At 69.1% G+C, this 24,760-nt stretch carries 21 protein-coding genes and 1 tRNA gene; 14 read left to right on the top strand and 8 right to left on the bottom strand.

Going from position 1 to position 24,760, the window contains the following annotated elements:
- The first annotated feature begins 32 nt into the window (after window positions 1–32).
- The 4 genes from pyk to ACWDU4_RS19210 all read left to right on the top strand — a co-directional run bounded on the left by pyk (window position 33) and on the right by ACWDU4_RS19210 (window position 5,500).
- Entirely contained in the window at window positions 33–1,454 is a 1,422-nt protein-coding gene (gene pyk, locus ACWDU4_RS19225; RefSeq protein ID WP_450115510.1) for a pyruvate kinase, read from the top strand.
- A gap of 38 nt (window positions 1,455–1,492) precedes the next feature.
- Window positions 1,493–2,377: an acyl-CoA thioesterase gene (locus ACWDU4_RS19220; RefSeq protein ID WP_450115551.1), complete on the top strand. Its 885-nt coding sequence runs from the start codon at window positions 1,493–1,495 to the stop codon at window positions 2,375–2,377.
- 43 nt (window positions 2,378–2,420) lie between these two features.
- Window positions 2,421–3,557 (top strand): cation:proton antiporter, encoded by a 1,137-nt coding sequence (locus ACWDU4_RS19215; protein ID WP_450115509.1) that lies wholly within the window; start codon window positions 2,421–2,423, stop codon window positions 3,555–3,557.
- An 89-nt stretch (window positions 3,558–3,646) separates the two neighbouring features.
- The gene (locus tag ACWDU4_RS19210; protein ID WP_450115508.1) at window positions 3,647–5,500 is read left to right on the top strand and encodes an ABC transporter ATP-binding protein/permease; all 1,854 of its coding nucleotides are present in this window, start codon (window positions 3,647–3,649) and stop codon (window positions 5,498–5,500) included.
- Window positions 5,501–5,535: 35 nt separating this feature from the next.
- On the opposite strand, the gene ACWDU4_RS19205 is transcribed toward ACWDU4_RS19210, so the two are convergent.
- Together ACWDU4_RS19205 and ACWDU4_RS19200 are read right to left on the bottom strand one after the other, a co-directional pair.
- On the bottom strand, window positions 5,536–5,682 hold the full coding sequence (locus ACWDU4_RS19205) for a hypothetical protein (RefSeq protein ID WP_450115507.1): 147 nt from the start codon (window positions 5,680–5,682) through the stop codon (window positions 5,536–5,538).
- A gap of 510 nt (window positions 5,683–6,192) precedes the next feature.
- A complete protein-coding gene (locus tag ACWDU4_RS19200; RefSeq protein ID WP_450115506.1) occupies window positions 6,193–6,456 on the bottom strand; it encodes an SRPBCC family protein in 264 nt (87 codons plus the stop codon).
- 119 nt (window positions 6,457–6,575) lie between these two features.
- Here ACWDU4_RS19200 and ACWDU4_RS19195 point away from each other — a divergent pair, with 119 nt between their 5' ends.
- Complete coding sequence (locus tag ACWDU4_RS19195) at window positions 6,576–7,658, top strand: phosphatidylinositol-specific phospholipase C domain-containing protein (protein ID WP_450115505.1); 1,083 nt, start codon at window positions 6,576–6,578, stop codon at window positions 7,656–7,658.
- Window positions 7,659–7,748: 90 nt separating this feature from the next.
- On the opposite strand, the gene ACWDU4_RS19190 is transcribed toward ACWDU4_RS19195, so the two are convergent.
- Window positions 7,749–8,510, bottom strand: a complete 762-nt coding sequence (locus ACWDU4_RS19190; protein ID WP_450115504.1) for an SDR family NAD(P)-dependent oxidoreductase — start codon at window positions 8,508–8,510, stop codon at window positions 7,749–7,751.
- Between the two features lie 147 nt (window positions 8,511–8,657).
- On the opposite strand from ACWDU4_RS19190, the gene ACWDU4_RS19185 reads away from it, so the two are divergent.
- The 3 genes from ACWDU4_RS19185 to ACWDU4_RS19175 all read left to right on the top strand — a co-directional run bounded on the left by ACWDU4_RS19185 (window position 8,658) and on the right by ACWDU4_RS19175 (window position 13,733).
- Window positions 8,658–9,305, top strand: a complete 648-nt coding sequence (locus ACWDU4_RS19185) for a TetR/AcrR family transcriptional regulator (protein WP_450115503.1) — start codon at window positions 8,658–8,660, stop codon at window positions 9,303–9,305.
- Window positions 9,306–9,402: 97 nt separating this feature from the next.
- A complete protein-coding gene (locus ACWDU4_RS19180) occupies window positions 9,403–12,273 on the top strand; it encodes a BTAD domain-containing putative transcriptional regulator (RefSeq protein ID WP_450115502.1) in 2,871 nt (956 codons plus the stop codon).
- Between the two features lie 62 nt (window positions 12,274–12,335).
- Window positions 12,336–13,733 carry an FAD-binding oxidoreductase gene (locus ACWDU4_RS19175; RefSeq protein ID WP_450115501.1) on the top strand — a complete coding sequence of 466 codons (1,398 nt, stop codon included), beginning with the start codon at window positions 12,336–12,338 and terminating at the stop codon, window positions 13,731–13,733.
- Window positions 13,734–14,033: 300 nt separating this feature from the next.
- Here the strand turns inward: ACWDU4_RS19175 and ACWDU4_RS19170 are convergent, their stop codons facing one another.
- The 5 genes from ACWDU4_RS19170 to ACWDU4_RS19150 all read right to left on the bottom strand — a co-directional run bounded on the left by ACWDU4_RS19170 (window position 14,034) and on the right by ACWDU4_RS19150 (window position 18,396).
- A complete protein-coding gene (locus ACWDU4_RS19170) occupies window positions 14,034–14,906 on the bottom strand; it encodes an SGNH/GDSL hydrolase family protein (protein WP_450115500.1) in 873 nt (290 codons plus the stop codon).
- A 223-nt stretch (window positions 14,907–15,129) separates the two neighbouring features.
- Window positions 15,130–15,360: a hypothetical protein gene (locus tag ACWDU4_RS19165; protein ID WP_450115499.1), complete on the bottom strand. Its 231-nt coding sequence runs from the start codon at window positions 15,358–15,360 to the stop codon at window positions 15,130–15,132.
- A 134-nt stretch (window positions 15,361–15,494) separates the two neighbouring features.
- The gene (locus ACWDU4_RS19160; RefSeq protein ID WP_450115498.1) at window positions 15,495–17,195 is read right to left on the bottom strand and encodes a DEAD/DEAH box helicase; all 1,701 of its coding nucleotides are present in this window, start codon (window positions 17,193–17,195) and stop codon (window positions 15,495–15,497) included.
- 118 nt (window positions 17,196–17,313) lie between these two features.
- Window positions 17,314–17,988, bottom strand: a complete 675-nt coding sequence (locus ACWDU4_RS19155) for a hypothetical protein (protein ID WP_450115497.1) — start codon at window positions 17,986–17,988, stop codon at window positions 17,314–17,316.
- Between the two features lie 331 nt (window positions 17,989–18,319).
- Window positions 18,320–18,396, bottom strand: a tRNA-Leu gene (locus tag ACWDU4_RS19150).
- 125 nt (window positions 18,397–18,521) lie between these two features.
- Between ACWDU4_RS19150 and ACWDU4_RS19145 the strand changes: the two genes are divergently transcribed.
- The 6 genes from ACWDU4_RS19145 (at window position 18,522) to ACWDU4_RS19120 (ending at window position 24,731) form a co-directional block, all read left to right on the top strand.
- Window positions 18,522–19,130, top strand: coding sequence for an ANTAR domain-containing response regulator (locus ACWDU4_RS19145; protein ID WP_450115496.1), 609 nt, complete (start codon window positions 18,522–18,524; stop codon window positions 19,128–19,130).
- Between the two features lie 269 nt (window positions 19,131–19,399).
- Window positions 19,400–20,626, top strand: coding sequence for a branched-chain amino acid ABC transporter substrate-binding protein (locus tag ACWDU4_RS19140; protein WP_450115495.1), 1,227 nt, complete (start codon window positions 19,400–19,402; stop codon window positions 20,624–20,626).
- Window positions 20,627–20,709: 83 nt separating this feature from the next.
- Window positions 20,710–21,768 (top strand): branched-chain amino acid ABC transporter permease, encoded by a 1,059-nt coding sequence (locus tag ACWDU4_RS19135; RefSeq protein ID WP_450115494.1) that lies wholly within the window; start codon window positions 20,710–20,712, stop codon window positions 21,766–21,768.
- Window positions 21,765–22,997: a branched-chain amino acid ABC transporter permease gene (locus ACWDU4_RS19130; RefSeq protein ID WP_450115493.1), complete on the top strand. Its 1,233-nt coding sequence runs from the start codon at window positions 21,765–21,767 to the stop codon at window positions 22,995–22,997. Before ACWDU4_RS19135 ends, ACWDU4_RS19130 begins: the two co-directional genes overlap by 4 nt.
- Before the next feature lie 26 nt (window positions 22,998–23,023).
- A complete protein-coding gene (locus ACWDU4_RS19125; RefSeq protein WP_450115550.1) occupies window positions 23,024–23,989 on the top strand; it encodes an ABC transporter ATP-binding protein in 966 nt (321 codons plus the stop codon).
- A complete protein-coding gene (locus ACWDU4_RS19120) occupies window positions 23,973–24,731 on the top strand; it encodes an ABC transporter ATP-binding protein (protein ID WP_450115492.1) in 759 nt (252 codons plus the stop codon). The genes ACWDU4_RS19125 and ACWDU4_RS19120 overlap by 17 nt, the downstream gene beginning before the upstream one ends.
- The last annotated feature ends 29 nt before the right edge of the window (window positions 24,732–24,760 follow it).

The raw sequence follows: 24,760 nt of genomic DNA, 5'->3' as shown, positions 1-24,760 counted from the left end.
ACTGAATCGGTTCACGGACTAGGGTTGAGCGCGTGACCCGACGGACAAAGATTGTGTGCACCCTGGGCCCCGCGGTGGCCACCGAACAGAAGATTCGCGAACTCGTTGAGAGCGGCATGGATGTCGCCCGGCTCAACTTCAGCCACGGTGAGCATGCCGATCACGAGAACAACTACCGCCTCGTCCGTGACGCGTCCGATGCCACCGGCAAGGCCGTCGGCATCCTGGCAGACCTGCAGGGTCCGAAGATTCGGCTCGGGCGTTTCGCGACCGGATCGACGGTGTGGGAGAACGGCGAGGAGGTCCGGATCACCGTCGACGAGTGCGACGGCACCCACGACCGGGTCTCGACGACCTACAAGGAACTCGCGGCCGACGCCAAGGCCGGCGACCGGCTGCTCGTCGACGACGGCAAGGTCGGCCTCGAGGTCGTCCGCGTGGACGGCAACGACGTGGTCTGCCGCGTGACCGAGGGCGGACCGGTCAGCAACAACAAGGGCGTCTCCCTGCCCGGCATGAACGTCTCGGTGCCCGCGCTGTCGGAGAAGGACATCGCGGACCTCGAGTTCGCGCTGCGGCTCGGTGTCGACTTCATCGCCCTGTCCTTCGTGCGGTCGCCCGCGGACGTCGAACTGGTGCACGCGGTGATGGACCGGGTCGGCCGCCGTGTTCCGGTGATCGCGAAGCTCGAGAAGCCGGAGGCGATCGAGGCACTCGAGGCCGTCGTCCTCGCGTTCGACGCGGTGATGGTCGCCCGGGGTGACCTCGGCGTGGAGCTGCCGCTCGAGCAGGTCCCGCTGGTGCAGAAGCGGGCCATCCAGATCGCCCGGGAGAACGCCAAGCCGGTGATCGTGGCGACGCAGATGCTCGACTCGATGATCGAGAACTCCCGGCCCACCCGCGCCGAGGCGTCCGACGTCGCGAACGCCGTCCTCGACGGCGCCGACGCGGTGATGCTCTCCGGCGAGACGTCGGTCGGCAAGTACCCGATCGAGACCGTCGAGACCATGGCCCGCATCGTCGAGGCCGTTGAGACCGAGTCGACGCGGGTGCCCCCGCTGACCCATGTGCCGCGCACCAAGCGGGGAGTGATCTCCTACGCCGCCCGCGACATCGGCGAGCGCCTCGACGCGAAGGCGCTGGTCGCGTTCACTCAGTCCGGCGACACGGTGCGCCGTCTCGCGCGGCTGCACACCCCGCTGCCGCTGCTCGCGTTCACCCCGCTGCCCGAGGTGCGCAGCCAGCTCGCCCTGACCTGGGGCACGGAGACGTTCCTGGTTCCGCCGGTGTCGACGACCGACGTGATGATCGGTCAGGTCGACACGGCGCTGCTGTCCCTCGGCCGGTACAACAAGGGCGATCTCGTGGTTATCGTCGCCGGATCGCCGCCCGGCACCGTAGGCTCCACCAATCTGATTCACGTCCATCGGATTGGGGAAGAGGACCATAGGTGAGTGATGCGGGTGCCGGCAGCGAGGTCGTGACGGACCGGTTGGAAGATCCGGAGCGAGCGGAAGATCTCGAAACCCTGCTGGGTCTACTCGATCTCGAGCAGACCGGTGAGGACACGTTCCTCGGCCGGCACCCCTCCCGGCGGGGGATCGGCAGCCGCACCTTCGGGGGGCAGCTGGTCGCGCAGTCGGTGATCGCCGCCGGCCGCACCGTCGACGGCAGCCGCCCGCTGCACGCGATCAACGTGCACTTCATCCGCGGCGGCGACGTCAAGGAACCGATCGAGTATCGCGTCGCGCGGTTCCGCGACGGGCGTGCACTGGCGAACCGTCAGGTCACCGCCCTGCAGGACGGGCGCGAGCTGTGCGTGGCGCTGGTCGGCTTCCAGGAACACGGCCGCGGCCTCGAACACGGGGCGCCACTGCCGGACGTCCCGGAGCCGGAGTCGCTGCCGTCGGTCGGCGAACTGCTCGTAGGTTTCGAGGACGTCCTACCGCACTTCGTCGGCGCGCTGCGGCCGATCGAGATGCGGTACGCCAACGACCCGTCCTGGATCCTCAAGGGCACGGGCGAGACACTCGGCCACAACCGGGTCTGGATGCGCACCGACGGGCCGCTTCCGGACGATCCGCTGCTGCACGCCGCGGCGCTGGCCTACGGTTCGGACACCACGGTGCTCGACTCGATCATCACCACGCACGGCCTGTCCTGGGGGCTGGACCGGATCGTCGCGGCCACCGTCAACCACTCGATCTGGCTGCACCGGCCGTTCCGGTTCGACGAGTGGACGCTGTACGCCACCGAGTCTCCCGTCGCCGCCGGATCCCGCGGACTGGCGACCGGACGCTTCTACTCCCGCGGCGGTGACCTGCTCGCAACGGTCGTGCAGGAAGGGATGATTCGGCACTTCCCGAAGCGGAGCTGACACCCACCCGGAGGGGCATTGCGGACACCTACCGGGAGGGAACATGGGATTCGGGACGCTGGCCCTCGTCTCGTTCGTCGCCCTGCTCGGCCCACTGCTCGCGGTGCGCCGGACCTGGAACCTGCCGGTCGTCCTCGGCGAGCTCGCGGCCGGAATGCTGATCGGGATCAGCGGGGCACACCTGATCGACCCGACCGATCCGACCCTGACGTTCCTCGCGGACGTCGGTTTCGCGCTGGTGATGTTCGTCGCGGGCACCCACGTCCCCGTCCGCGACGCCTCGATCCGCCCCGCATTGCGGCGCGGCCTGCTGCGGGCGGTCGCGGTCGGGGTGCTGGCGGTACCGGTCGGGATCGCGATCGCAGCCGCGTTCGACACCCAACTGGCCGGTCTCTACGCCGTACTCGTCGCGTCCTCGTCGGCGGCACTCGTGCTCCCGATCGTCGACTCGCTGCGCCTCGGCGGGCCGAAGGTCGTCGACACCATCGCGCAGGTCGCGATCGCCGACACCGCCTGCATCGTGGCGCTGCCGCTCGTCATCGACCCGGGACGGGCGCCCCGGGCGGCGGTCGGTGCGGTGGTCGTCGCGGTCGGGGCCGCGGCCGTGTTCCTGTGCTTCCGCTGGATGGTTCGTACCGGACTGCAGGAGCGCATCCACCGGGAGTCCGAGCAGCGGCGGTTCGCGCTCGAACTGCGGGTGAACCTGGTGTTGCTGTTCGGTCTGTCCGCGCTCGCGGTGTCGATGCACGTGTCGGTGATGCTGGCGGGATTCGCGCTCGGCCTGGCACTGGCAGGGGTGGGGGAGCCGAGGCGGCTGGCGCGCCAATTGTTCGGTGTCACAGAGGGATTCCTCGGTCCACTGTTCTTCGTCTGGCTGGGTGCGTCCCTTGACCTGACGGCGCTCGTCGACCACCCGTCGTATGTAGGCCTCGGCGTGTGCCTCGGGGTGGCGGCCGTCGCCGTGCACGCGGTGGCCCGGCTGTTCGGGCAGCCGCTGCCGCTGGCCGCACTCTCTGCCGCCCAGCTCGGGATCCCGGTCGCGGCGGCCACCGTCGGCACCCAGCTCGGGCTGTTCGCCGCGGGCGAGGCCCCGGCGCTGCTGCTCGGGGCGCTGGTCACGATCGGGATCGCCGCCGTCGCGGGAGGTCGCGCGGCGCGGCGGGGACTGGTGCGGTCCTGATCCGCTCACCTCCGCTTGTGCGGACGGGATGACTCGCCCGGCGTTAGACTTCGCGCACGCACTTCCCACCGCAGGAGGAGGGGTCGCGAATGTCCGGATCTTCGTCGCTGGACTGGAATCACGAGTTCTGGAGCAGTCTGCGGTGGACCCTCGAGGCGTTCGGGATCTCGGCTGTCTGCTTCGTGATCGTCGCCGCACTACTGCTGCGCTACACCCGGTGGGGGAGACAGTTCTGGCGGATCAGCGGCGCCTACTTCACCGGCCGCGACAGCGCACCGGTGTGGGGACTGCTCGCGCTGGTCCTGTTCATGACCGTGTTCGCGGTGCGGATGACGGTGCTCTTCTCGTATCAGGGCAACGACATGTACACCGCACTGCAGTTGGCGGCGCAGGGCTTCGCGCAGGGGGACACGGCCGCACTCGACGCGGCCGAGTCGGCATTCTGGACGAGCATCGTCATCTTCGCGGTTCTCGCCACCATCCACGTCGCGCGCTCGCTGTTCGACTTCTACATCGGCCAGGCCTTCGACATTCGCTGGCGCCGCTGGCTCACCGACCACGTCACCACCGACTGGCTTCACGGACGCGCGTTCTACCGCGACCGGTTCGTGGACGACACCATCGACAACCCGGATCAGCGGATCCAGCAGGACATCACCGATTTCGTGCAGATCTCCCGATCGCTGTCGATGGGTGCGGTCGGTGCGGTGGTCTCCCTCGTCTCGTTCACGAAGATCCTCTGGGACCTGTCCGGGCCGATGACGGTGTTCGGCACCGAGGTCCCGCGGGCGATGGTGTTCCTGGTGTTCGTGTACGTCCTGATCTCGACGATCGTCGCGTTCTGGCTGGGCCGGCCGCTGATCCAGCTGAACTTCTGGAACGAGCGGCTCACGGCCAACTTCCGCTACGCGCTCGTCCGGGTGCGCGACGGTGCCGAGAACGTCGCGTTCTACCGAGGTGAGGGCGTCGAACGCCGCGGCCTGCTCGCCCGCTTCGCCGCGGTCCTGCGCAACTACTGGCGGATCGTCTTCCGGACCCTGAAGTTCAACGGCTGGAATCTCGGCGTCAACCAGATCGCGGTGGTGTTCCCGATCCTGATCCAGGCGCCACGGTTCTTCGCAGGCACGATCACCCTCGGCGACGTGACGCAGTCCGCCACCGCGTTCGGCCAGGTGCACGATTCGCTGTCGTTCTTCCGCGAGTCCTACGACACCTTCGCCGGCTACCGCGCCAGCCTGATCCGTCTGGACGGCCTGCGCCGCGCCAACCACATCTCTCGCGAGATGCCTGCTCTCCAGGCAGTGGATCTGGACGACGCGCTCGAACTCGACGGCGTGCACGTGCGCACACCGGACGGCACCCCGCTCGTCACCGGCCTGGATCTGACCATGGCGCCGGGGGATGCACTCGTCGTCAAGGGGCGGTCGGGCAGCGGCAAGACGACGTTGCTGCGCAGCCTCGCCGAGATGTGGCCGTACACGGAGGGGCGGATCCGTCGACCGGCCGGCGAGCAGACGCTGTTCTTGTCGCAGATGCCGTACCTGCCACTGGGTGACCTGCGCACCGCGGTTGCGTATCCCGGCTCGGCGGACGACCTCGACGACGAAACCATTCGGACCGTTCTGCGAAAGGTGCAACTGGGCAACCTCGTCGACCGGCTGGACGAACAGCAGGACTGGGCGAAAGTCCTCTCGCCGGGGGAGCAGCAGCGAATCGCGTTCGCGCGCATCCTGCTGCTGCGGCCCGCGCTGGTGTTCCTCGACGAGGCGACCTCCGCGGTCGACGAGGGCCTCGAGTACTCGCTGTACGACCTGGTCCGCACCGAGGTCCCCGCGTGCATGCTGTTCAGCGTCAGCCACCGCAGCACCGTCGACCAGCACCACACCCGCCAGCTCGAGTTGTCGGGCGACGGGGCGTGGCAGTTGTCGACGGTGTCGGTGTAGCCGAGGTCGGTTGTGGTGCCGGGTCCGGCCCGGACCTAGGGGCGCCAGCCGGCGGGCATGTGCTCGTCCGCGAATGCGAGCTTGATCCGGATCAGCTCGGACCGGTTGGGTTTGCCGGACTTCATCAGCAGGCCCTCGATCGCGGCCTGCTGGTCGTACTGCTGAATCTGGTTCGCGTCCATCTTCACCCCGACCAGGGGTCGGACCGGGCCCGGCCTAGGCATGTCGCCCGTACATGTGTCGTGTCGCGCTCATCTGTGACCTCCCCGAGGATCGACCGCGCCGTGGGTGGGATGCGTGCCGTGCTGATGGTGTCGGATGCGAAACCACCGTGTTGGCAAGCAATGTAGCGAACCGGACAGACCGAATAGTTGGTTTGGCACTTTTTCCTGGACGAGTGTCCGATCGGCGGGAATTGGCGGTCCGGGCCCGGGGCCCCGATCGGGTCCGGACCGACAACGAGTGGGCGGACATCGAAACCTTCGGCGGGAGCCGGGAACACCGTGGTCGGACGGCGTGACTCTGTGCGGCGGGACCCATGTCGCCGACGTGACGGCCGTCGACCCGATGAGCGTGCCGACTCGTCCTCGCGGACGCGAATCAGGACCGCTCGGCGCGCGCGGCGATGTCCTGCAGGTCGTCCGTCATCACCTTCCTGGTGGCCCTGACGCCGAGGCGTCCAACGGTGACCGTCAGTAGTCGAAGCATGACCGAACTCCCGACCTCCGCGGCGGGTCCACTTCGGCCACCCACATCTCCTCGGTCGCCTCCTTGCCGAACATGCGCCGGGTCTCGCGCCACCGGGTGCCGACGTCGTATCCCGCACCCTCGACGCGCTCGATACGGGTGACCCCGGAAAGGGTGGCCTCCGCCGCGTCGAGATCGGTGAGCACCGCCCATACCCGTTCCGGTGTCGCCGCGACCTGTCGAGTCAGTCGAATCTCGTTGGTGGGCAAGCGCAGCTCCTCGTGCGGTGTCCGCTCCGATCCGGTGTCGCCAAACGCGCCCCCGTGGGACGAGGTTGCTCGTAGGCTGCGCGAGGCGTTGTCGTCCGAGCGTAGAGGGTGGTCTGGCCGTGGTGGCGCATGTGGTGGGACGGGTGCTGGTGGTGTCTGCGGTCGTGGCGATGGTGTCGGCACCTGCGTCGGCCGCCGCCGACAGCGGCCCGGAGGTGGGCGGCCTGCGTTACGACCAGACGACGTCGGTCGGAGTGCACAACACCTACGAGAAGGCGACCTACCCATATCTCGTCGACGCTCTCGATGCCGGTGCCGCGCTCATCGAGCTCGACGTGTGGACGAACGGCGGCGGGACGGGCTGGCGTGTGTCGCACCAGAATCCGCTGGCGAACGAAAACAACTGCGTGGGTGGTGGATCGGCCGACGGGCGAACCGGGCCGCGGGACGGTGACCTCGGCGCCTGCCTGACCGACCTGCGCACCTGGCACGACGCGAACCCGACTCACCGCCCGGTGCTGGTGAAGATCGAGATGAAGGACGGGTTCGACACGGCTCCGGTCGGGGGTTCGACGGGGTCGGGAGGTTCGGCCGGAATCGCGCGCGGGCCGGCCGAATTCGATGTCCTCGTGCGGGAGCGACTCGGCGATGCGGTGTACACGCCTGCGGATCTGCTCGGCGATGCCGCCACCCTCGACGACGCCGTCCGCGAGCGCGGCTGGCCGACCCGCGACGAACTCGCGGGCCGGTTCGTGATCGACCTGATCCCGGGCACCGTGGAAGAGGTCAATCCGCTCGACGACCTGTGGACCGACCGCGAGTACGCCACGCACCTGCGTGATCTCGCCGCGTCGGGCAACCTGGCGTCCGCCGTCGCATTTCCCGCCGTGAACGGCGCCGCGCCCGGCGATCCGCGACTGCGGTACGCGGATGCCTCGTTGCGGCCCTGGTTCGTGGTGTTCGACGGGGATGCGTCGAGGTACGTCAACGGCAACATCGACACCGGGTGGTACCGGGACAACAACTATCTGCTGGTGATGACCGCCGCGCACGCGGTGTCACCGGCCATCGACAGCCGCACACCCGATCCGGTGGCGGCGTCGGCGCGGGTCGAGGAGCTGGCGGGCCGGTCGGCGAGTGTGATCACCTCCGATTGGGCGGGGCTGCCGTCGGTGCTGTCCCGGGTCGACGTACGTCGGTGACGTTCGTGCCGGTCGGCACACGGTGGTGGCGACGGACGCCCCCGCAACTCGTCTGCTGCGGGGGCGGATTCGGTGCCGTCCGGGCGACTCCTAGGTGATCGTGAAACCGCCGTCGACGGCGATGGTCTGCCCGGTCACGTAGCCGCCGGCGTCCGACGCCAGCCAGACCAGGGAGGCGGCCAGTTCCGCCGGATCGCCGGTGCGGCCCAGTGCGATTCGCGAGGCCTGGCTCTCGAGGTAGCCGGGCTGGTAGCTGTCGGTCATCTCCGACTCGAAGAACCCGGGGGCGATCGCGTTGACGCGGATGCCCTTTCGGGCGCCCCACTGCTGGGCGAGGTCACGCGTCAGGCCGACGATCGCGGCCTTGCTGGCGCTGTAGGCCGCCTGCGGCAGCTGTGCGGTGGTCAGGCCGAGGATGCTCGCGATGTTCACGATCGAGCTGCCCGGCTGCATCACCCGGCCGCACGCCTGCGCGCACCAGTACGAGCCGTTCAGGTTGATGTCGACCACCGACCGGAACTGTTCCGGGGTCTCGCGGGTGGCCGGAACCGCGGTGCCGATGCCGGCGTTGTTGACCAGGACGTCGACCCGGCCGAATTCGGCCATCGCGGCGTCGACCATGGCCTGGCACTGTTCGGGCGAGGTGACGTCGGTGGCGACGGTCAGGGCGCGACGGCCGGTCGCGCGCACCAGATTCGCGGTGTCCTCGAGCTTCTCGGCGCGGCGGGCCGCGAGGACGACGTCGGCGCCCGCCTCGGCGCACGCTTGCGCGAAGGCGACACCCAGCCCGGAGGACGCGCCGGTGACGATGACGACCTTGTCGTCGAGACGGAACTTGTCGAGCACGGACATGTGGCTACCTTTTCCTGCCTTGGTCGCAAGCCGTCAGCTGATCACGGCTCCGCTGAGAAACATGGTCTGACCAAGGATACTACGGAGTATCATCACGGGGAGCCCTTCGAACGGGTCGAGAGCGGCCGCGTGTGAGGAGGTGAGGGTGTGAACGAGGCGAGTGCTGCGCGTGATGCGAGTTCCGCGTCGGACGACGTCACCGTCCGAATCCTCGACGCCGCCGCCGACGCATTCATGCGGGGCGGCTTCGCGAACACCACGATCGACGACATCGCGCATCGGGTCGGCGCCACCAAGGGGCTGATCTATTACCACTTCCGTTCGAAGTTCGACATCTTCCTCGGCGTCTACGAGGACGGAATGCGCCGGCTCGACGCCGTGGTCCGTCCTCTCGCGAATGGCCCCGGCACCGGCCGGGCGCGGCTCGAGGCGATGTCGAGGGCCCACGTGGTGAACCTGATGACCGATCTCGGATACCACCATGTGGTGCAGCAGGGCGTCCGCGACCAGTCCTCGACCGCGATCAAGGCCCGTCAGCGTGACGCGCTGCTCGCCCTCAACGAATTGCGCCGCGACTACGAGCGGCTGTTCCACGGCGTGATCGTCGACGGCATGCGCGACGGATCCCTGCGGCAGGCCGACCCGTCACTCGCCGCCCGCACACTGCTCAGCAGTATCAACGCGGTCGACACCTGGTACCGGCCGATCGAAGGGCAGGGCGAGAGCGAGATCGTCGCCCTCGCCGGTGACGTCGTCACGCTGATCATCGGGGGCATCGCCGTGCCCGAGGGCTGACGTCGCCTCGCCGACGGTTGTTTCGCAAGGCCAATCACCTTGTCCTTCGGTACCGTTCCTCCGGTCCCACCTGCGGTGTGCGACGAGAGGACGGCCCATGCCCGACGGCCTGGAAGAGACCGACGGCCCGGAACCGCCTGGCAGCCTCGATCTGCGGGTGCTCGGTCCGGTGACCGCGCTGCGCGGCGGGGCGCCGGTCGATCTCGGCGGCGGGAGGCAGCGTGCGCTGCTCGCCGCGCTCGTGCTCGCGCATCCGCACACCGTGTCCGCCGATCGGCTTCTCGCCCAGGTGTGGCACGGTGTGGACCAGCCCAAACTCAGTTCGCTGCATGTGGCGATCTCCAAACTGCGCGACGCGCTGAGCCCGGACCGCGCTCGCCGTGCCGACGGGGTACTCGTTCGGGACGGCACGCGATACGCACTCGCCGTGGACCGGACGTGCATCGACGTCGCCCGATTCGAGGACCTCGTTCGCGGCGCCGATCAGGCTTCCGCGACGCCGGAGATCGCGGCCGAGCGGTATCGCGAGGCGCTGTCACTGTGGCGGGGTTCGGCCTACGCGGACATCGGGGGAGCGGAGTTCGCGGCTCCCGAGGTCACCCGCCTCGCCGCGCTGCACCTCGACGCGGTGAAGTCACTGCTCGGCGTGGACCTGACCCAGGGGCGGTATCAGGACGTGGCGACCCGGGCGCAGGTCCTGGTCGCCGATCACCCGCTCGACGAACGCGCCTGGGAGATTCTGGTTCTCGCGCAGTACCGGGCCGCGCGGCAGTCCGATGCACTGGCCTCACTGCGGAGGATCCGGGGGATCCTCGACGACGAACTCGGCATCGATCCGGGCATCGGTCTGCGGGACCTGGAACGGGCGGTGCTCGCGCAGGACGATTCACTGACCCCGGCGACGGTGCCCGTCCCCGTTGCGCCGGCGCCCGCACGGGCATCGAACCTGCCGACCCCGCGCACCCGGCTGGTCGGCCGTGACCTGGACGTCGAGTCCGTGACGGCGTTGTTGTCCGCACATCAGCTCGTCACCCTCGTCGGCCCCGGCGGGGTGGGCAAGACCCGGCTCGCCGTGGAGGTGTGCGGCCGTCGCCCGGACGAGGACGGGCCGTGGCTCGTGGATCTCGGTGCGGTGACCGGCGGGTTGGTCGCGGCCGCCACCTCGTCCGCGCTCGGCCTGCCCGGAGTCGGCACCGCCGAGCATCTCGCCGGAGTGCTCGCCGGCCGCAAGACCGCGCTGATCCTCGACAACTGCGAACACGTCGTCGCAGAGGCCGCGGACCTGGCCGCGGCGCTGATCGGGCAGTGCCCCCAGGTGCAGGTGCTGGCGACCAGCCGCGAACCGCTCGACGTCGACGGGGAAGTCCTGTTCGACGTCGCCCCGCTGGACACGGACTCGGCCGTCGAACTGTTCGCCACGCGAGCGGGCGGCGTGGTCGAGGGATGGATCCTCGACGAGTCGAACGCGACTGCGGTGCACACCATCTGCCGGGAACTCGACGGCATACCCCTGGGCATCGAATTGGCCGCGGCGCAGCTGAGGGTGCTCTCCGAGCAGCAGATCGCGGACGGGTTGGGGGACCGGTTCACCCTGCTGCGCAACGGGTCTCGCAGTGCCCCACCCCGGCAGCGGAGACTCGTGGACACCATCGACTGGAGCTACCGGCTACTCGATGACGAACAGGCGCGGGTGCTGCGTCAAGTCGCGGTGTTCGCCGACAGCTTCGACCTCGCCGGTGCCGCGGCTGTCACCGGCGCAGCCTCCGAGTTCTCCGCCGTCGAACCGCTGACGGCGCTCGTGCGCCGATCGTTGCTGAAGGTGCTGCCCGGCACCTCGCCGCGGCGCTACCGGATGATGCAGACCATCAAACAGTTCGCCCTCGACCAGGCCGAACCCGAGGAGCACGCAGCGGCCGCGCTCGCGCACCGCGAGCACGTGCGGGCCAGGGTCGCCGCCGCGGGTGACGGACTGTACGGCACCCATTCCGTCGCGATCATGAACGAGATCGCGGCGGACGACTCCGAGCACCGGTCCGCGATGGCGTCGGCGCTGGCGGCCGGTGATCCGCACTACGCACTCGAGATCTCGGGCGGGTTGTACTGGTTCTGGTACCGCCGTGGCCGGATCGGCGAGGGACTCGGGTTCCTGAACGCCGCCGTCGACGGGGTCGCGGCGAGTGCGGCGCCGGTCGATCGGGAGAACCTGGCCCACGCACTGACGGGCATCGCCTCGCTGACCTACCTGACCGGAGACGCGGCGGGCGCAGCGCAGGCAGCGCGCCGCGCCTCGGAGTTGTGGGAAGCGGTCGGCGTCGAGGCCCATGCCGCACGCATGCAGGCATGGGAAGGCTACTTCCATTCGATGCAAGGTGACCACGACGCGGCGGTGGTCCTGTGCCGACGAGGGGTGGAGCGCACCATCGCGGCCGAGTCGACATTCGGCGAGGCCGATGCCCGCATGGTCCTCGGAATGGTGTTGCGCAACCTCGGCCGTTCACAGGAGGCATGGTCGGAACTGGTGAGTGCGATCGCCTGCGGAGAACGGGTCGGCAACCGGTGGGTCGCCACGTCGTCGACCTGGGCGCTGATGAAGGCGGCGATGGACCTCGATCGCCTCGACGACGCATTGGCTGCGGCCGTGCACATGCAGGAGATGCTCGAGATCGACGGTGACGTGACCTCGTGGCTCGTCCTGGTCCACACCTCCGCCGCGGCCCTCGCGCGCCGCGGATCGACGGTCGAGGCGGTGACGCTTGCAGGCGCGGTGCACTCGCACGGCAGCCGGATCGGCTTCCTTCCGGAGTGGATGGACCCGGTCGACGGACCCAGGGAGGCGGCCACCATCCGGGGCGCGGTGAGCGCCGAGGACTACCGGCGTCACGCCGCGTCCGGGGCCGACCTGAGCCGCGACCAGGTCAACGAACTGCTGGCCGGGGCGTTGGCGAGGTGGGTTCCAAGCGGGGAGTAAGAGTTCGGTAAGTGATGCCCGGTGTCCTGATCTCGTCACCTTCCACCGAGACGAGGAATCCCATGTCCACCAGCATCAACGAATCGTCCCCCGCACTTCCCTCGATCGCGGCGGCGCTCGACGTCGCCGTCGCGGGCCCGGTCCATGCGCCCGGCAGCGGCGGCTACGACCTCGCCGTCGCCGCGTTCAACTGCGCCACCGTGCACCGGCCCGCCGCGGTCGTGGTCGCGGCGAGCGCCGCCGACGTCGCCGCCGCGGTCGGCGTCGCGGCCGAGGCGGGGCTGACCGTTGCCGTGCTGGCCACCGGGCACGGCGCCGCCGCGGTCGGTCCGGACTCGATCCTCGTCAACACCGGTCTGCTCGACTCGATCTCCGTCGACGCGCACGCCCGCACCGCGACGGTCGGGGCCGGGGTGAAGTGGCGGCAGGTGCTCGACGCCGCCTCGCCGTACGGCCTGGCCGGGCTCTGCGGATCCGCGCCGGATGTCGGGGTGGTCGGGTACACCCTCGGCGGCGGGATGGGGCCGATCGGACGCACCTATGGTTTCGCCGCCGACCACGTCCTCGAGATCGAGGTGGTCACCGCGGACGGCCGGTTGCGCCGCGTCGACGCGAACACCGATCCCGAACTGTTCTTCGCGCTCCGCGGCGGAGGTGCGGCGTTCGGCATCGTCACCCAGATCACGTTCCGGCTCTTCGAGATCCAGACGCTGCTCGCCGGCGGCCTGTTCTTCGACATCGCCGACGCGGCCCGGGTGCTGCACGGCTGGAGGGAGTGGGTCCACACCATCCCGGAGACGGTGGGCTCATCCGTCGCGGTGCTGAACCTCCCGCCCCTGCCGGACCTGCCCGAGCCGCTGCGCGGCCGGTCGGTGGTCCATGTGCGGTTCGCGCACGTCAGCGACACCGAGGACGGGGAGCCGTGGATCGCCGCGCTCCGGGCCCTTGGCACGCCGATCATCGACACCGTCACCGAGATCATGTACGCCGACGTGGGGGCGATCCACGCCGATCCGACGGAGCCGATGCCGGCCGCGGAGCGGGGCGCCCTGCTCCGTGAGCTGCCCGCGGAGGCGATCGACGAGTTCCTCGCCGCCGTCGGGCCGGAGGGTGGGCTGCCGTTGGCGATGGCCGAGATTCGTGCGATGGGAGGGGCGTTGGCGCGGCCCTCCGGGGTGCCGAACGCGGTCGCCGGGCGGGCCGCCGCCTTCAGCCTGTTCACGATCGGTGCGCTGGCTCCGGAGATCGCGGACGTGGTTCCCGCGGCCTTGGATTCGGTGCTCGACCGGATGCAGCCCTGGGTAACCGGAGGGTCGCTGGTGAACTTCGCCGGTTCGGTGACCGGGGCGCCCGCCGAGCGGGTGCAGGCGGCATTCGGGGAGGACATCCACCCGAGGCTGACGCAGATCCGTCGGCGCGTCGACCCGGTCGGATTGTTTGCGCCCGCGGCCCGGTGGTGACGGGCGTGAAAGAGAGCGAGACTTGGGGGTGCGCGCGCCCTCGCGGCGTGCGATAGTGTGACGCGTCACCGCGCGGTGACACACCCCTCACACAATACGTAGGAGTTGCAATGGGCAGCGTTCAGGAGATCTTCGCTTCGATCGCCGACATCCTCGGTGGCCTCGGCCTCGGTTCCAGCGAGCCGACGGCGCCGACGGAGTAAATCCCGGACCCCACACGACCCCCGCTGCTCCCGGTGAGCGGCGGGGGTCGCGTCATGTCAGGGGTGCGTCGGGTGGTTGCGGTGCGAGCCGGGACCGTCAGCCCACGTCGACGGCGGCGAGTACGGCATCTGCGAGCGCGCGTTCCCCGGCCGCGTTCGGGTGCACCGGAACGGGTTGCCTCGCACCGATCATCGGCTCCACCCACCGCTGCTGCTCGGACTGGCAGCCGTCCCGGCCCGTCGACGACTCCGACACGTCGACGAAGGTCGTACCCGTCTCGGCCGCAGCCCGCGCGACCGCGTCGTTGAGGACCGTTTGCAGCTCGTACAGGTAGGGGACGTCGCCGGGTGCGAGCGGCATCGCGGGTGCGCACCCGTCGGTCGGGGGCAGCAGGTGCGGGTAGCCGACGATCGCGACCTCCGCATGCGGGGCGCGGGCGTGCACGTCACGCAGCACTTGCACCAGTGCCGGGTAGGTCTGCGTCCGTACCGGTTCGGCAATGCTGTCGCCGTACTGCTCCTGGCACGGATTCCATGCACCCGGCCGGGACAGGCCCGCGCCGATGCACTTGGCCATGGCACCGGAGAAGGTGTCGTTGTTGTTGCCGCCGATCGTCATCGTCACCAGGTCCGTCGACGGGGACAGGGCGTCCAGCTGCGGACGCAGACCCGGGTACTGCGGGCTGTAGAAGTCCTCGGTCTTGGCGCCGCCGCAGCTGACGTCGGTGAGCTGGTAGCCGCGTTCGGCGGCCACGAGGTGCGCGAAGTTCCGCTCGGACTGCGCGCACGCCAGCGGAGTGCCCGGCACGATCGGGAACACGCCGGACCCGGCGCTGAAACTGTCGCCGAGATTGACGTGCTCGATCGCCTCACCCGGCGCCGGGGCGGCTGCCGCCGTGGCGGGTGCGGTCAGGGACACCGCGGCGAGAACGCCCGCGGCCACGAGATGACGCCTGGAAAACCTGTCCACCACTGAGAGACTCCTGTCGTCGTTCGCGAAACGGCCCGGAAGATACGGCTCGGAAGGGTGAGCCGGATTCGCGGCGACCCCGACGGCGGCAGGAGTGATCGACCCCCGCGACCCGACAGCAATCTAGACGACCGCCGAGCCGCGGACCGGAAAACCGGCCTGATTGCCCGGGTGCGGCCCACCCGCGCTCGCTGCGCGGGCGACCGGTGCCGGGGGCGTCGGCTCAGGCCAGGCAGATCGGGAAGATGATGTTCGGCCCGAAGACCGGAATGAGTCCCGTCCCCGCGCACGCCAGGAGGGCGCCGAGCGGATCCGTCTTCTGACCGATCAGGACGACGGGGTGGACCGGATCGGGAGTGATCGGCACCGCCGCGGCCCCGGCGATACAGGGGCCGATCAGGAGCAGGGGAGTGACGACGGCGACGACTGCCGCGCGGAGGGCTGTTGCGTTCATGGCGGACTTCTTCGATGGTGCCGGTGCTGTATGTCAACCTTGCGCCCGGGCATGCGGTCGCACAACCTCGGGCGGCCGGTGACGTTCCCGGCGCCCCGTGCCCGCGGTCCGGGCGTCGATGGGTCCGAGAGCGCCTATCCGAGGGCGTCGGACGGCAACCACTCGGCCCCGAACAGTTCTGCGATCGCACCCAGCGCACTCGTGTCGCCGTCGACGGACGCTGCTGTCACGAGCAGGCGCTGGACCATCGTCGTGGCGGCCTCCTCCTCGATGGTTCCCTCGCTGTAGAGCAGGAACCACGGGCACACCTGGTGGTCGCGATGCGCGCGGCCGACGGTCTGGCGCGCGGCGATCCCGGAATACCGCGGCTGGTGGAACAATCCGATCCGCGGAGTCGCTGTCGCCCGGGTCCCGTCGGAGAGATGCTCGTTCGCGTGCAGGCTGATCGCGGTGGTCGCGGTGAACACGCAGACCGACGCCTGCCCGCGTTGGAAACGCAGCCTCTGCTCCTCGGCGTCGGCGCGCCCACCGAAGATCCGCGCGACCGGGATTCCCCGGTTCTCGAGTGCATCGGCGATCGGATCGGCTGCGGTGGACACCATCTCCGCCGCGACGAGCACCTGATAGCCGCGCGCGACGTAGGCTGCGGCGAGGTCGACGGTGTGTGGCACCCGGATCATTCCGGCCTTCTGTCGGAATCGGAGCAGTGCGGCCAGGCCGCGCGCGGTGTCGGATCCTGTGCGCGCCAACCCCATTTCGCGCCGGAACTCGCCCCACTGCAGGTCGTATTGTTCCTGCTCGTTGGGGGTCAGTTCGACGCCGAGACCGTCGATCGGGGCGGGCCCCCAGGGGGAGTCGCGGTGGATCATCAGTGGCGGGTCGTGTTCGGTGAGCCACCTGCGTACCGTGTCGACTGCCTCGGCCTGCAATGACACCTGCTCCTTCGCCTCGGTCGACCACTGCCAGGTGCCGAATGTGCGGGCGAGCGGGAGGCCGGCGCGTGCGAGCCGGGCCCCGAGGTCGTCCCACTCGGACGGGTCCTCGCCATGGATCTGCGCGAAAAGAGAGGACAGATAACGCCATTCGCCGGGGTGGTGGCCGGGGGTGGCGGTGGAGGCGATGAGGAACGGTGCCTTCGCGGGCGGCGCGAGCATCTTCGTGATGCGGCGCATGTAGTCGGTGCGCTGCGAGTCTCGCCGGAAGTTCTGCGCCTCGTCGGCGACGACCACGTCGAAGGAGAACTTCGGCCGGCCGTTGGCCGCGATCAGCTTCTTCAACTGATCGGGGGAGCAGATCAGCCATCGGTGGCCGCCGTCGCCGACCGCCGCGATCGTCGACCGCCATGACGGGACGGTGATCGCGGTCGGACGATCGACGATCACCAGGACACTGGTTCCGGCGCGTTGGTCGAGGACCTCCCGCGCCCCGAGGACCGCGGAGATCGTCTTGCCCATCCCCACGTCGTCGAACAGCGCGATGCCACGCATCCCGTGCCGTGCCGCGTCCGCGATCGCGCGTGCCGCCGAGAGCTGTTCGGGCCGCGGAATCTTGGGTGCGGCCGTTGCCGACGAACCCCGAGTCCCGTTGAGGTCGTCCTCGATCCACTGCTGGTAGCTGTACGGCTTGGCGGCAAACGGCGCGAGCGCCTGCGGCAGCTCCTGCCCGATGTAGACGTGGCAGCGCAGCTTCTTGTTCCAGAGCGCGCCGGGAGCACTGACCCGGTGCGGGACGTCGAGCATCCACGCTCGCTCGCCGGGGCCGGGCACCGGCGCCGCCGCGGCTGTGGACGGCTTTCTCGTGGACTTCTTCGCCGGACGACGGCGGCTTGTCGCCAACGCCGGCGCCTACGCGTCGCGCCGAGGCAGCAGTGACGTGATTCGGCACGGTGTGTCGGTCATCCCGAGATCCTGGCACGCGCTGCCGACAAGTCCTCGATGGGTGGCCGAGGGGAACTCAGTCGAGCAGGTTGACCGCGTTGGCGACGACCAGGCCGAGGATGACGACCGACAGAATCGATTGCACGGCCATGGCGAGCTTCGCCCAGCGGGCCAGCGGCATGACGTCGGTCGGGCTGAATGCCGTGGCGTTCGTCAGGGCCAGATACAGGTAGTCGACGAACACCGGCCGCCACCCGGGCGGGGCCAGGCAGGGATCGAGCTGTTGGGGAAACGCCAGATCGGGGTGGGGTGACGGCCGTACATGCCTGGTCACGGGTCCGCCGCCGTCGAGTTCCCAGTACAGGAAGCCGAACGCGAGAACGGTCTGCAACCACACCAGTGCCCCCGAGGCGAGCAGTTCGACCGGCTCGGTTGTCTGCGGGGCACCATGCAGCAGATCCCAGACGAGTCGTGCCGAACCCCACGCCGCGCCCGCGGCGATCGCGACCACGAGCGCGATCGACAGCGCCCGCACCCACCGTCCGGGCCGATCGATACGACCTGGATCGACCACGATCAGTGTGATGAGCACGCCCCCTTCGATCGCGGGTAGGAGCCAGTCGGCGCCCGGTGAGTAGTGCGCGGGAAGCAGGAACGGTACGACCATTGCGACGACGACGAATACCGATGCGGTCCAGCGCCGCTCCGCGCGAGGTCCGCCACGCGTGGAGGTGGTGGAATCGCCGCTCATCGTGTCCCTCGTTCCTCGAGGCGGGAACTTTGCACGCTGTGCTCGAATGAAGGGTCTCACCACCGCTCGGCGAGTGCCAGCCGAACGTGAGTGTGCGGCTGAGCGGCCATGGCCGTTGACAGGGCGTTCATCGCGACCGCACTCCCCGAGCCCGTCGCCGCGCCGACGCCTGCCCCAGGACCCGAGCGGTCGAACGTCCGCCCCCGTCCTCGTCTCGTCAAAACGATTGCGGCCCTTCTGGGGGCAGCCGGACCGCTTCTCGCGGCTGTGCGGCGAGTGCGAGCAACCACGCGGCGTGTTCGGCGTGTTCGGGGCCTGATCTGGCGTTTCGTGGTGCCCTCGGTGAGACTCGAACTCACACTGCACGGGTTTTGAATCCGTTTCCTCTGCCAATTGGGATACGAGGGCTGGTGCGGATACCGACTGTAGATGATCCGTTCGTCACGTCAAGCACCGGTACCCTGCAAGGGGCTGTCCGACGGCTGGAACGATCGTGTCGGCAGTTGGCTGCCGAACGAAGGGAGAGGCCGACGATGAACGATCCGGTCGGGCAGGAGCGCCGTCCGGCGTCACGCCGTGTTGTGGTGGCCGAGGACGAGGTGCTGATCCGGATGGACCTCGTCGAGATGCTCCGCGAGGAGGGCTACGACGTGGTCGGCGAGGCCGGCGACGGGCAGCGTGCCGTCGAACTCGCCGAGGAGTTACGCCCCGACCTGGTGATCATGGACGTCAAGATGCCCCGCCGCGACGGGATCGACGCGGCGTCCGAGATCGCGGCGAAACGCATTGCGCCGGTGGTGATCCTGACGGCCTTCAGTCAGCGTGAACTCGTCGAACGGGCCCGGGACGCCGGCGCCATGGCGTACCTGGTCAAGCCGTTCTCCAAGGCGGATCTGGTGCCCGCCGTCGAACTGGCCGCCAGCAGGTTCTCGGAGATCTCCGCCCTCGAGGCCGAGGTCGCCAGCCTCACCGAGCGTTTCGAGACCCGCAAGCTCATCGAGCGGGCCAAGAGTGTGCTGATGACGTCCCAGTCGCTCACCGAACCGGAGGCGTTCAAGTGGATCCAGCGCGCCGCGATGGACCGGCGCACCACCATGAAGGTCGTCGCGGAAGTGATCCTCGAAACCCTCGGCGGACGGTGAACACTGCGCTACCGGCGTGTTTCCGCCGCCGCTCCCGCTGACCGCGCGGTTCGCCGGGCGTGGGTGCGTTCGGCCTGTTCGGGGCCTGTCGATCCTCTCCGCCCTCGCGCGCCGGGTGCGTTTGCCGGTCGGTAACGCTCGAAACACGAATCCCGCCACGTCGATTCATTGCGGTGCAAGGAGATAGCGGCGACGCTATGTTCTCTCCGAAGCTGGCGTGGTCGGCACCTGACGACCCGTCGGAGAGCGCAGAGAACGGGAGGTGGACCGTGCATCGTCGTGCAGCGCGAGGCGCGTTGGTTCTGGGAGTCGCCGCAACCCTCGCCGTGGCGGGGTGTAGCAGCAAGTCGACCGACAGTGGATCGTCCGGGACCGGCACCGGTGCGGCCGGCAGCGGGTTGAGCATTCAGCCGCAGGTACTTCTCGACGCGGCAGGCGCCGAGGTCTCGTCCACGGACGTCACCGACGCCGCCGACCCGGCCGGCAGCGGCAACGCCACCTGCCAGGGGGTGTCCATCGCGATGGCCGGCGCGCTGACCGGCGCCAACGCGGCCCTCGGTCAGAACATCCTCTACGGCGCGAAACTGGCGCTCGACAAGCACAACAAGAACAACCCGAACTGCCAGGTCGAGATCAAGCAGTTCGACACCGAGGGCGACCCACAGAAGGCCACACAGGTCGCACCGAACATCGTCAGCGACCAGTCCGTCATCGGACTGCTCGGTCCGGCATTCTCCGGCGAGACGAAGGCCACCGGCGCGGTGTTCAACCAGGCCGGGTTGCCGTTCCTCACCGCGTCCGCAACGAACCCGACGCTCACCGAGAACGGCTGGACCACCTTCTTCCGCGGTCTCGGCAACGACAACAGTCAGGGCTCGGTCGTCGCGAAGTATCTGACCGGCACCCTCGGCAAGCAGCAGGTCTGCGTGATCCAGGACGACTCCGACTACGGCGTCGGCCTCGCGCGGGTGGTCACCGAGAGCCTCGGGCCCGCCGCCGACCCGGCCTGCTCGGCGAGCGTGAAGACCGGTCAGAAGGACTTCTCGGCGACCGTCGCGCAGATCAAGGGCGAGGACCCGGACGCGGTCTGGTTCTCCGGGTACTACGCGGAGGCCGCACCGTTCGTGACCCAGTTGCGGGAGGGGGGTGTCACCGCGCTGTTCAGCTCCGGTGACGGCACTAACGATCCCGAGTTCGTCAAGCAGGCCGGCGAGTCCTCCAAGGAGGCGATCCTGACCTGCCCGTGCATCCCCGCTCCCGACGCCCTCGCCGAGCAGTACGAGGCGCTCAACGGGCAGGCGCCCGGCGTCTACTCCGTCGAGGGCTACGACCTGACCACGATCATGCTCGCCGCGATCGACTCCGGTGTGAAGGACCGCGCAGGCATGCTCGACTTCGTCCGCAACTACAACGGCCAGGGTGTCGGCAAGCGCTACCAGTGGAATGCTCAGGGTGAGCTCGCGAACGCGCTCATCCAGATCTACGAGGTCAAGTGACCGTCGGCCGACCGGGCATGTTCGCGGTGCCCGGTCGGCCGTCGTAGCCGACCTTCTTCCACACCAGTGAACGAGAGACCGCGATGATCGCGACCGCACTCGCCGACTCGACCGCCCTGTACGCGGGCAGCGTCGACCTCCTCGCCGGCAACATCGACTTCAACATCGAAGGACTGACGAAGAGCTTCTGGCAGTTGACCGTCGACGGCCTGAGCTACGGCGCCATCTACGCGCTCGTCGCCATCGGATACACCCTCGTCTACGGTGTGCTGCGCCTGATCAACTTCGCGCACTCCGAGATCTTCATGCTCGGGCTGTTCGGCCAGTACGTGGCGCTGCAACTGCTCGGGTTCGCCCCCAGCGGCAACGTGTACAACGAGGGCGTCGTGATGACCGTCGTGTTCCTCGGCCTTGCCATGATCTTCGGCATGGCGGTCTCCGGCACCGCCGCAGTCGGCCTCGAACGGGTCGCCTACCGCCCGCTGCGCCGACGCGGCGCCAAACCCCTCGTCTTCCTCATCACGGCGATCGGAATGTCGTTCGTGATCCAGGAATTCGTGCACTACGTGCTGCCGAAGATCTGGCCCGGCCTGGGCGGCACCAACGCGCAGCAGCCGATCAAGCTGGTACAGCCGGTCGAGGTGTTCTCGATCGGCGGGGCATCGGTCACGAACGTCACGTTGGTGATCATCGTCGCCGCGCTGGTGCTGACCGCCGCAACGGACATGCTGATCAACCGCAGCAAGTTCGGCCGCGGTATCCGAGCCGTCGCCCAGGACCCCGACACCGCCACGCTGATGGGCATCTCCCGGGAACGGGTCATCATGCTCACCTTCCTGATCGGCGGACTCCTCGCCGGCGCCGCCGCAATGCTCTACGCGCTGAAGATCCCCTCCGGGATCATCTACAACGGCGGATTCATCCTCGGTATCAAGGCGTTCTCCGCAGCCGTCCTCGGCGGCATCGGCAACCTGCGCGGCGCCCTGATCGGTGGACTCCTGCTCGGGCTGATGGAGAACTACGGGCAGGTCGTCTTCGGTACGGAATGGCGGGACGTCGTCGCGTTCGTGCTGCTGATCGCGGTGCTGATGTTCCGGCCGACCGGGATCCTCGGCGAGAGCCTCGGGAGGGTGCGGGTATGAGCGTCGACGAGGCGACCGCCCAGGCGCCCGGGCGGAACAGCGGCGGTACCGCCCGAGGCCGCGGTGTCGGTGACGCGATCCGGGAGTGGTGGAACGGGCTCGCCCGGCCGATGCAGTGGTTGGTCGGTGTTCCCCTGATCGCGCTGATCGCGATCCTGCCGGTGTGGCGGCCGCCGCTGTTGGACACCCCGGGCACCGACTTCGGTGGTGTGATGGCCCAATTTGCGATGGTCGCGCTCATCGCGATCGGGTTGAACGTGGTGGTCGGCCAGGCGGGGCTGCTCGACCTCGGCTACGTCGGCTTCTACGCCGTCGGCGCCTACACCGTGGGGCTGCTGACCAGCCCGAACAGTCCGTGGAACAAGATGGGCACCAGCGCCTTCTTCTCCACCGACTGGGCGTGGCTGTCGTGTCTTCCGCTCGCGGTCGCGATCACCGCGATCACCGGCCTGATACTCGGCACCCCGACCCTGCGACTACGCGGCGACTACCTGGCGATCGTCACACTCGGGTTCGGCGAGATCGTCCGGTTGCTCGCCGACAACCTCACCGACGTCACCAACGGCGGTCAGGGCCTGTCCCAGATCGCCTACCCGCACGTCGGCGAGTCGGAGGCGAATCCGTACGGGGTGTTCTCCGCCGGCAACACCGGCGGCAACGTGAACTCCGGCGTGTGGTGGTTCTGGGTCGGCATGGCGATGGTGATCGTGGTGCTGCTGATCGTCGGCAACCTCGAACGCAGTCGCGTCGGCCGGGCCTGGGTGGCGATCCGGGAGGACGAGGACGCCGCCGAGATGATGGGGGTGCCCACCTTCAAGTTCAAGCTCTGGGCGTTCACGATCGGCGCCTCGATCGGTGGGCTGTCGGGAGCGCTGTACGCCGGGCAGGTGCAGTTCATCAACCCGACCGGCTTCAACGTCATCAACTCGATGCTGTTCCTGTGCGCGGTCGTCATCGGCGGCCAGGGCAACAAGCTCGGCGTCATCGTCGGTGCGTTCGTCATCGTGTATCTGCCGAACCGCGCGATGTCGATCCACGTCGGCGACCAATCGCTCGGCGACTACAAGTACCTGTTCTTCGGACTCGCGTTGGTGATGCTGATGATCTTCCGGCCCCAGGGCCTGTTCCCGGCGCGTCAGAAACTGCTCGCCTACGGCAGGCAGGTCTACCAGGCGGTGCGCAGACCGGCCACCCGGACGGAACCGGCGACCGACGGAGGTGCGCGGTGACCGCGGGACCGGGCGCCGGCGACGCGATGTTCGACAACGAGGACATGGCGGCGCAGATGGCGCCCGAGACGGACGTCCCGACAGCCGGGGTGGTGGACGTCGCCGCACTCGACCCCGCCCTGGTCGATCCCGACGCAGTCGCGGAAGTCGTTGCCCCGCAGCGAGACATCCGGGTCGAAGAGGGTTCGGCCCTGCTGCGCACCGACGGGTTGACCGTGAAGTTCGGTGGCCTCGTCGCCCTCGACGACGTGAGCTTCGAGATCCGCCGCGGCGAGATCCTCGGACTGATCGGTCCGAACGGCGCAGGCAAGACCACCTGCTTCAACGCCATCACCGGCGTCTACAAGCCGTCCGCAGGCTCGGTGACCTTCGACGGCAGGCCCCTCACCGCGTCATCCCCCCGTCGCTTCGCTCGCCCCAGGGCGACCAAGCGCAACGAGATCACCCGGCTCGGGATCGCCCGCACCTTCCAGAACATCCGGCTGTTCGGGGAGATGACGGCGCTCGAGAACGTCGTCGTCGGCACCGATGCGCGGCACCGGACCTCGGTGCCCGGTGCGATCTTCCGCACCGCCCGGCACCGGCGCGAGGAACACGACGCCGTCGAGCGCGGCATGGCGCTGCTCGAGTTCGTCGGCATCGCGCCGCGGGCGGTGGAGAAGGCCCGCAACCTCTCCTACGGCGACCAGCGCCGGCTGGAGATCGCCCGGGCGCTCGCCACCGAACCGAAACTGCTGTGCCTGGACGAGCCCGCCGCCGGGTTCAACCCGAGCGAGAAGGCCGCGTTGATGGACCTGATCCGCAAGATCCGCGACGACGGCTTCACCGTGTTGCTGATCGAACACGACATGCGGCTGGTGATGGGGGTGACCGACCGGATCGTGGTGCTCGAGTTCGGCCGCAAGATCGCCGACGACCGGCCCGCCGCGATCCGGGAGAACCCGGCCGTGGTCGCCGCCTACCTGGGGGTTCCCGATGATGAACCAGCCTGATCCGAATCCCGTCGTGGAGGCCGCGCCGCTGCTCGAGGTCGCCGACATGGTCGTGAGCTACGGCCGGATCCGCGCGCTGCACGGCATCTCGCTGCAGGTGCGCCGGGGCGAACTGGTCACCCTCCTCGGCGCCAACGGGGCGGGCAAGTCCACCACCATGCGGGCGCTGTCGGGGCTGTTGCCGCTGGGCGGCGGCCGGATCGTGTTCGACGGCCGGGACATCACCCACGTCAAGGCGCACGAGCGGGTCGGGCTCGGCGTCGTGCAGGTGCCGGAGGGGCGCGGAGTGTTCCCCGGGATGACCGTGCAGGAGAACCTCGACATGGGTTGCTATGCACGCACATTCGACAGCAAGGCGGAGTACGCGCAGCGGCTGGACTGGGTGTTCGAACTGTTCCCACGACTCGGGGAGCGACGTGCGCAGGTCGGTGGCACGATGTCCGGCGGCGAGCAGCAGATGCTCGCGATCGGGCGGGCGCTGATGGCCCGGCCGCGGCTGCTGATGCTCGACGAACCGTCGATGGGGCTGGCGCCGATGGTGATCGCCCAGATCTTCCGGATCATCGCCGAGATCAACGCACAGGGCACCACGATCCTGCTCGTCGAACAGAACGCGCAGCAGGCGCTGCGCCGCACCGACCGCGCGTACATCCTCGAGACCGGGGAGATCACCAAGACCGGCACCGGTGCCGAACTGCTCGCCGACCCGGCGGTCAAGCACGCCTACCTCGGTGTCGGGTGATGTGTGCCCGGTGTCCGTTGCCATCCTGT

This window comes from Rhodococcus sp. NPDC003348, from assembly GCF_053589375.1.
The sequence above is the reverse complement of the archived record's forward strand: the minus strand, read 5'-3'. Positions and strand labels throughout refer to the sequence as shown.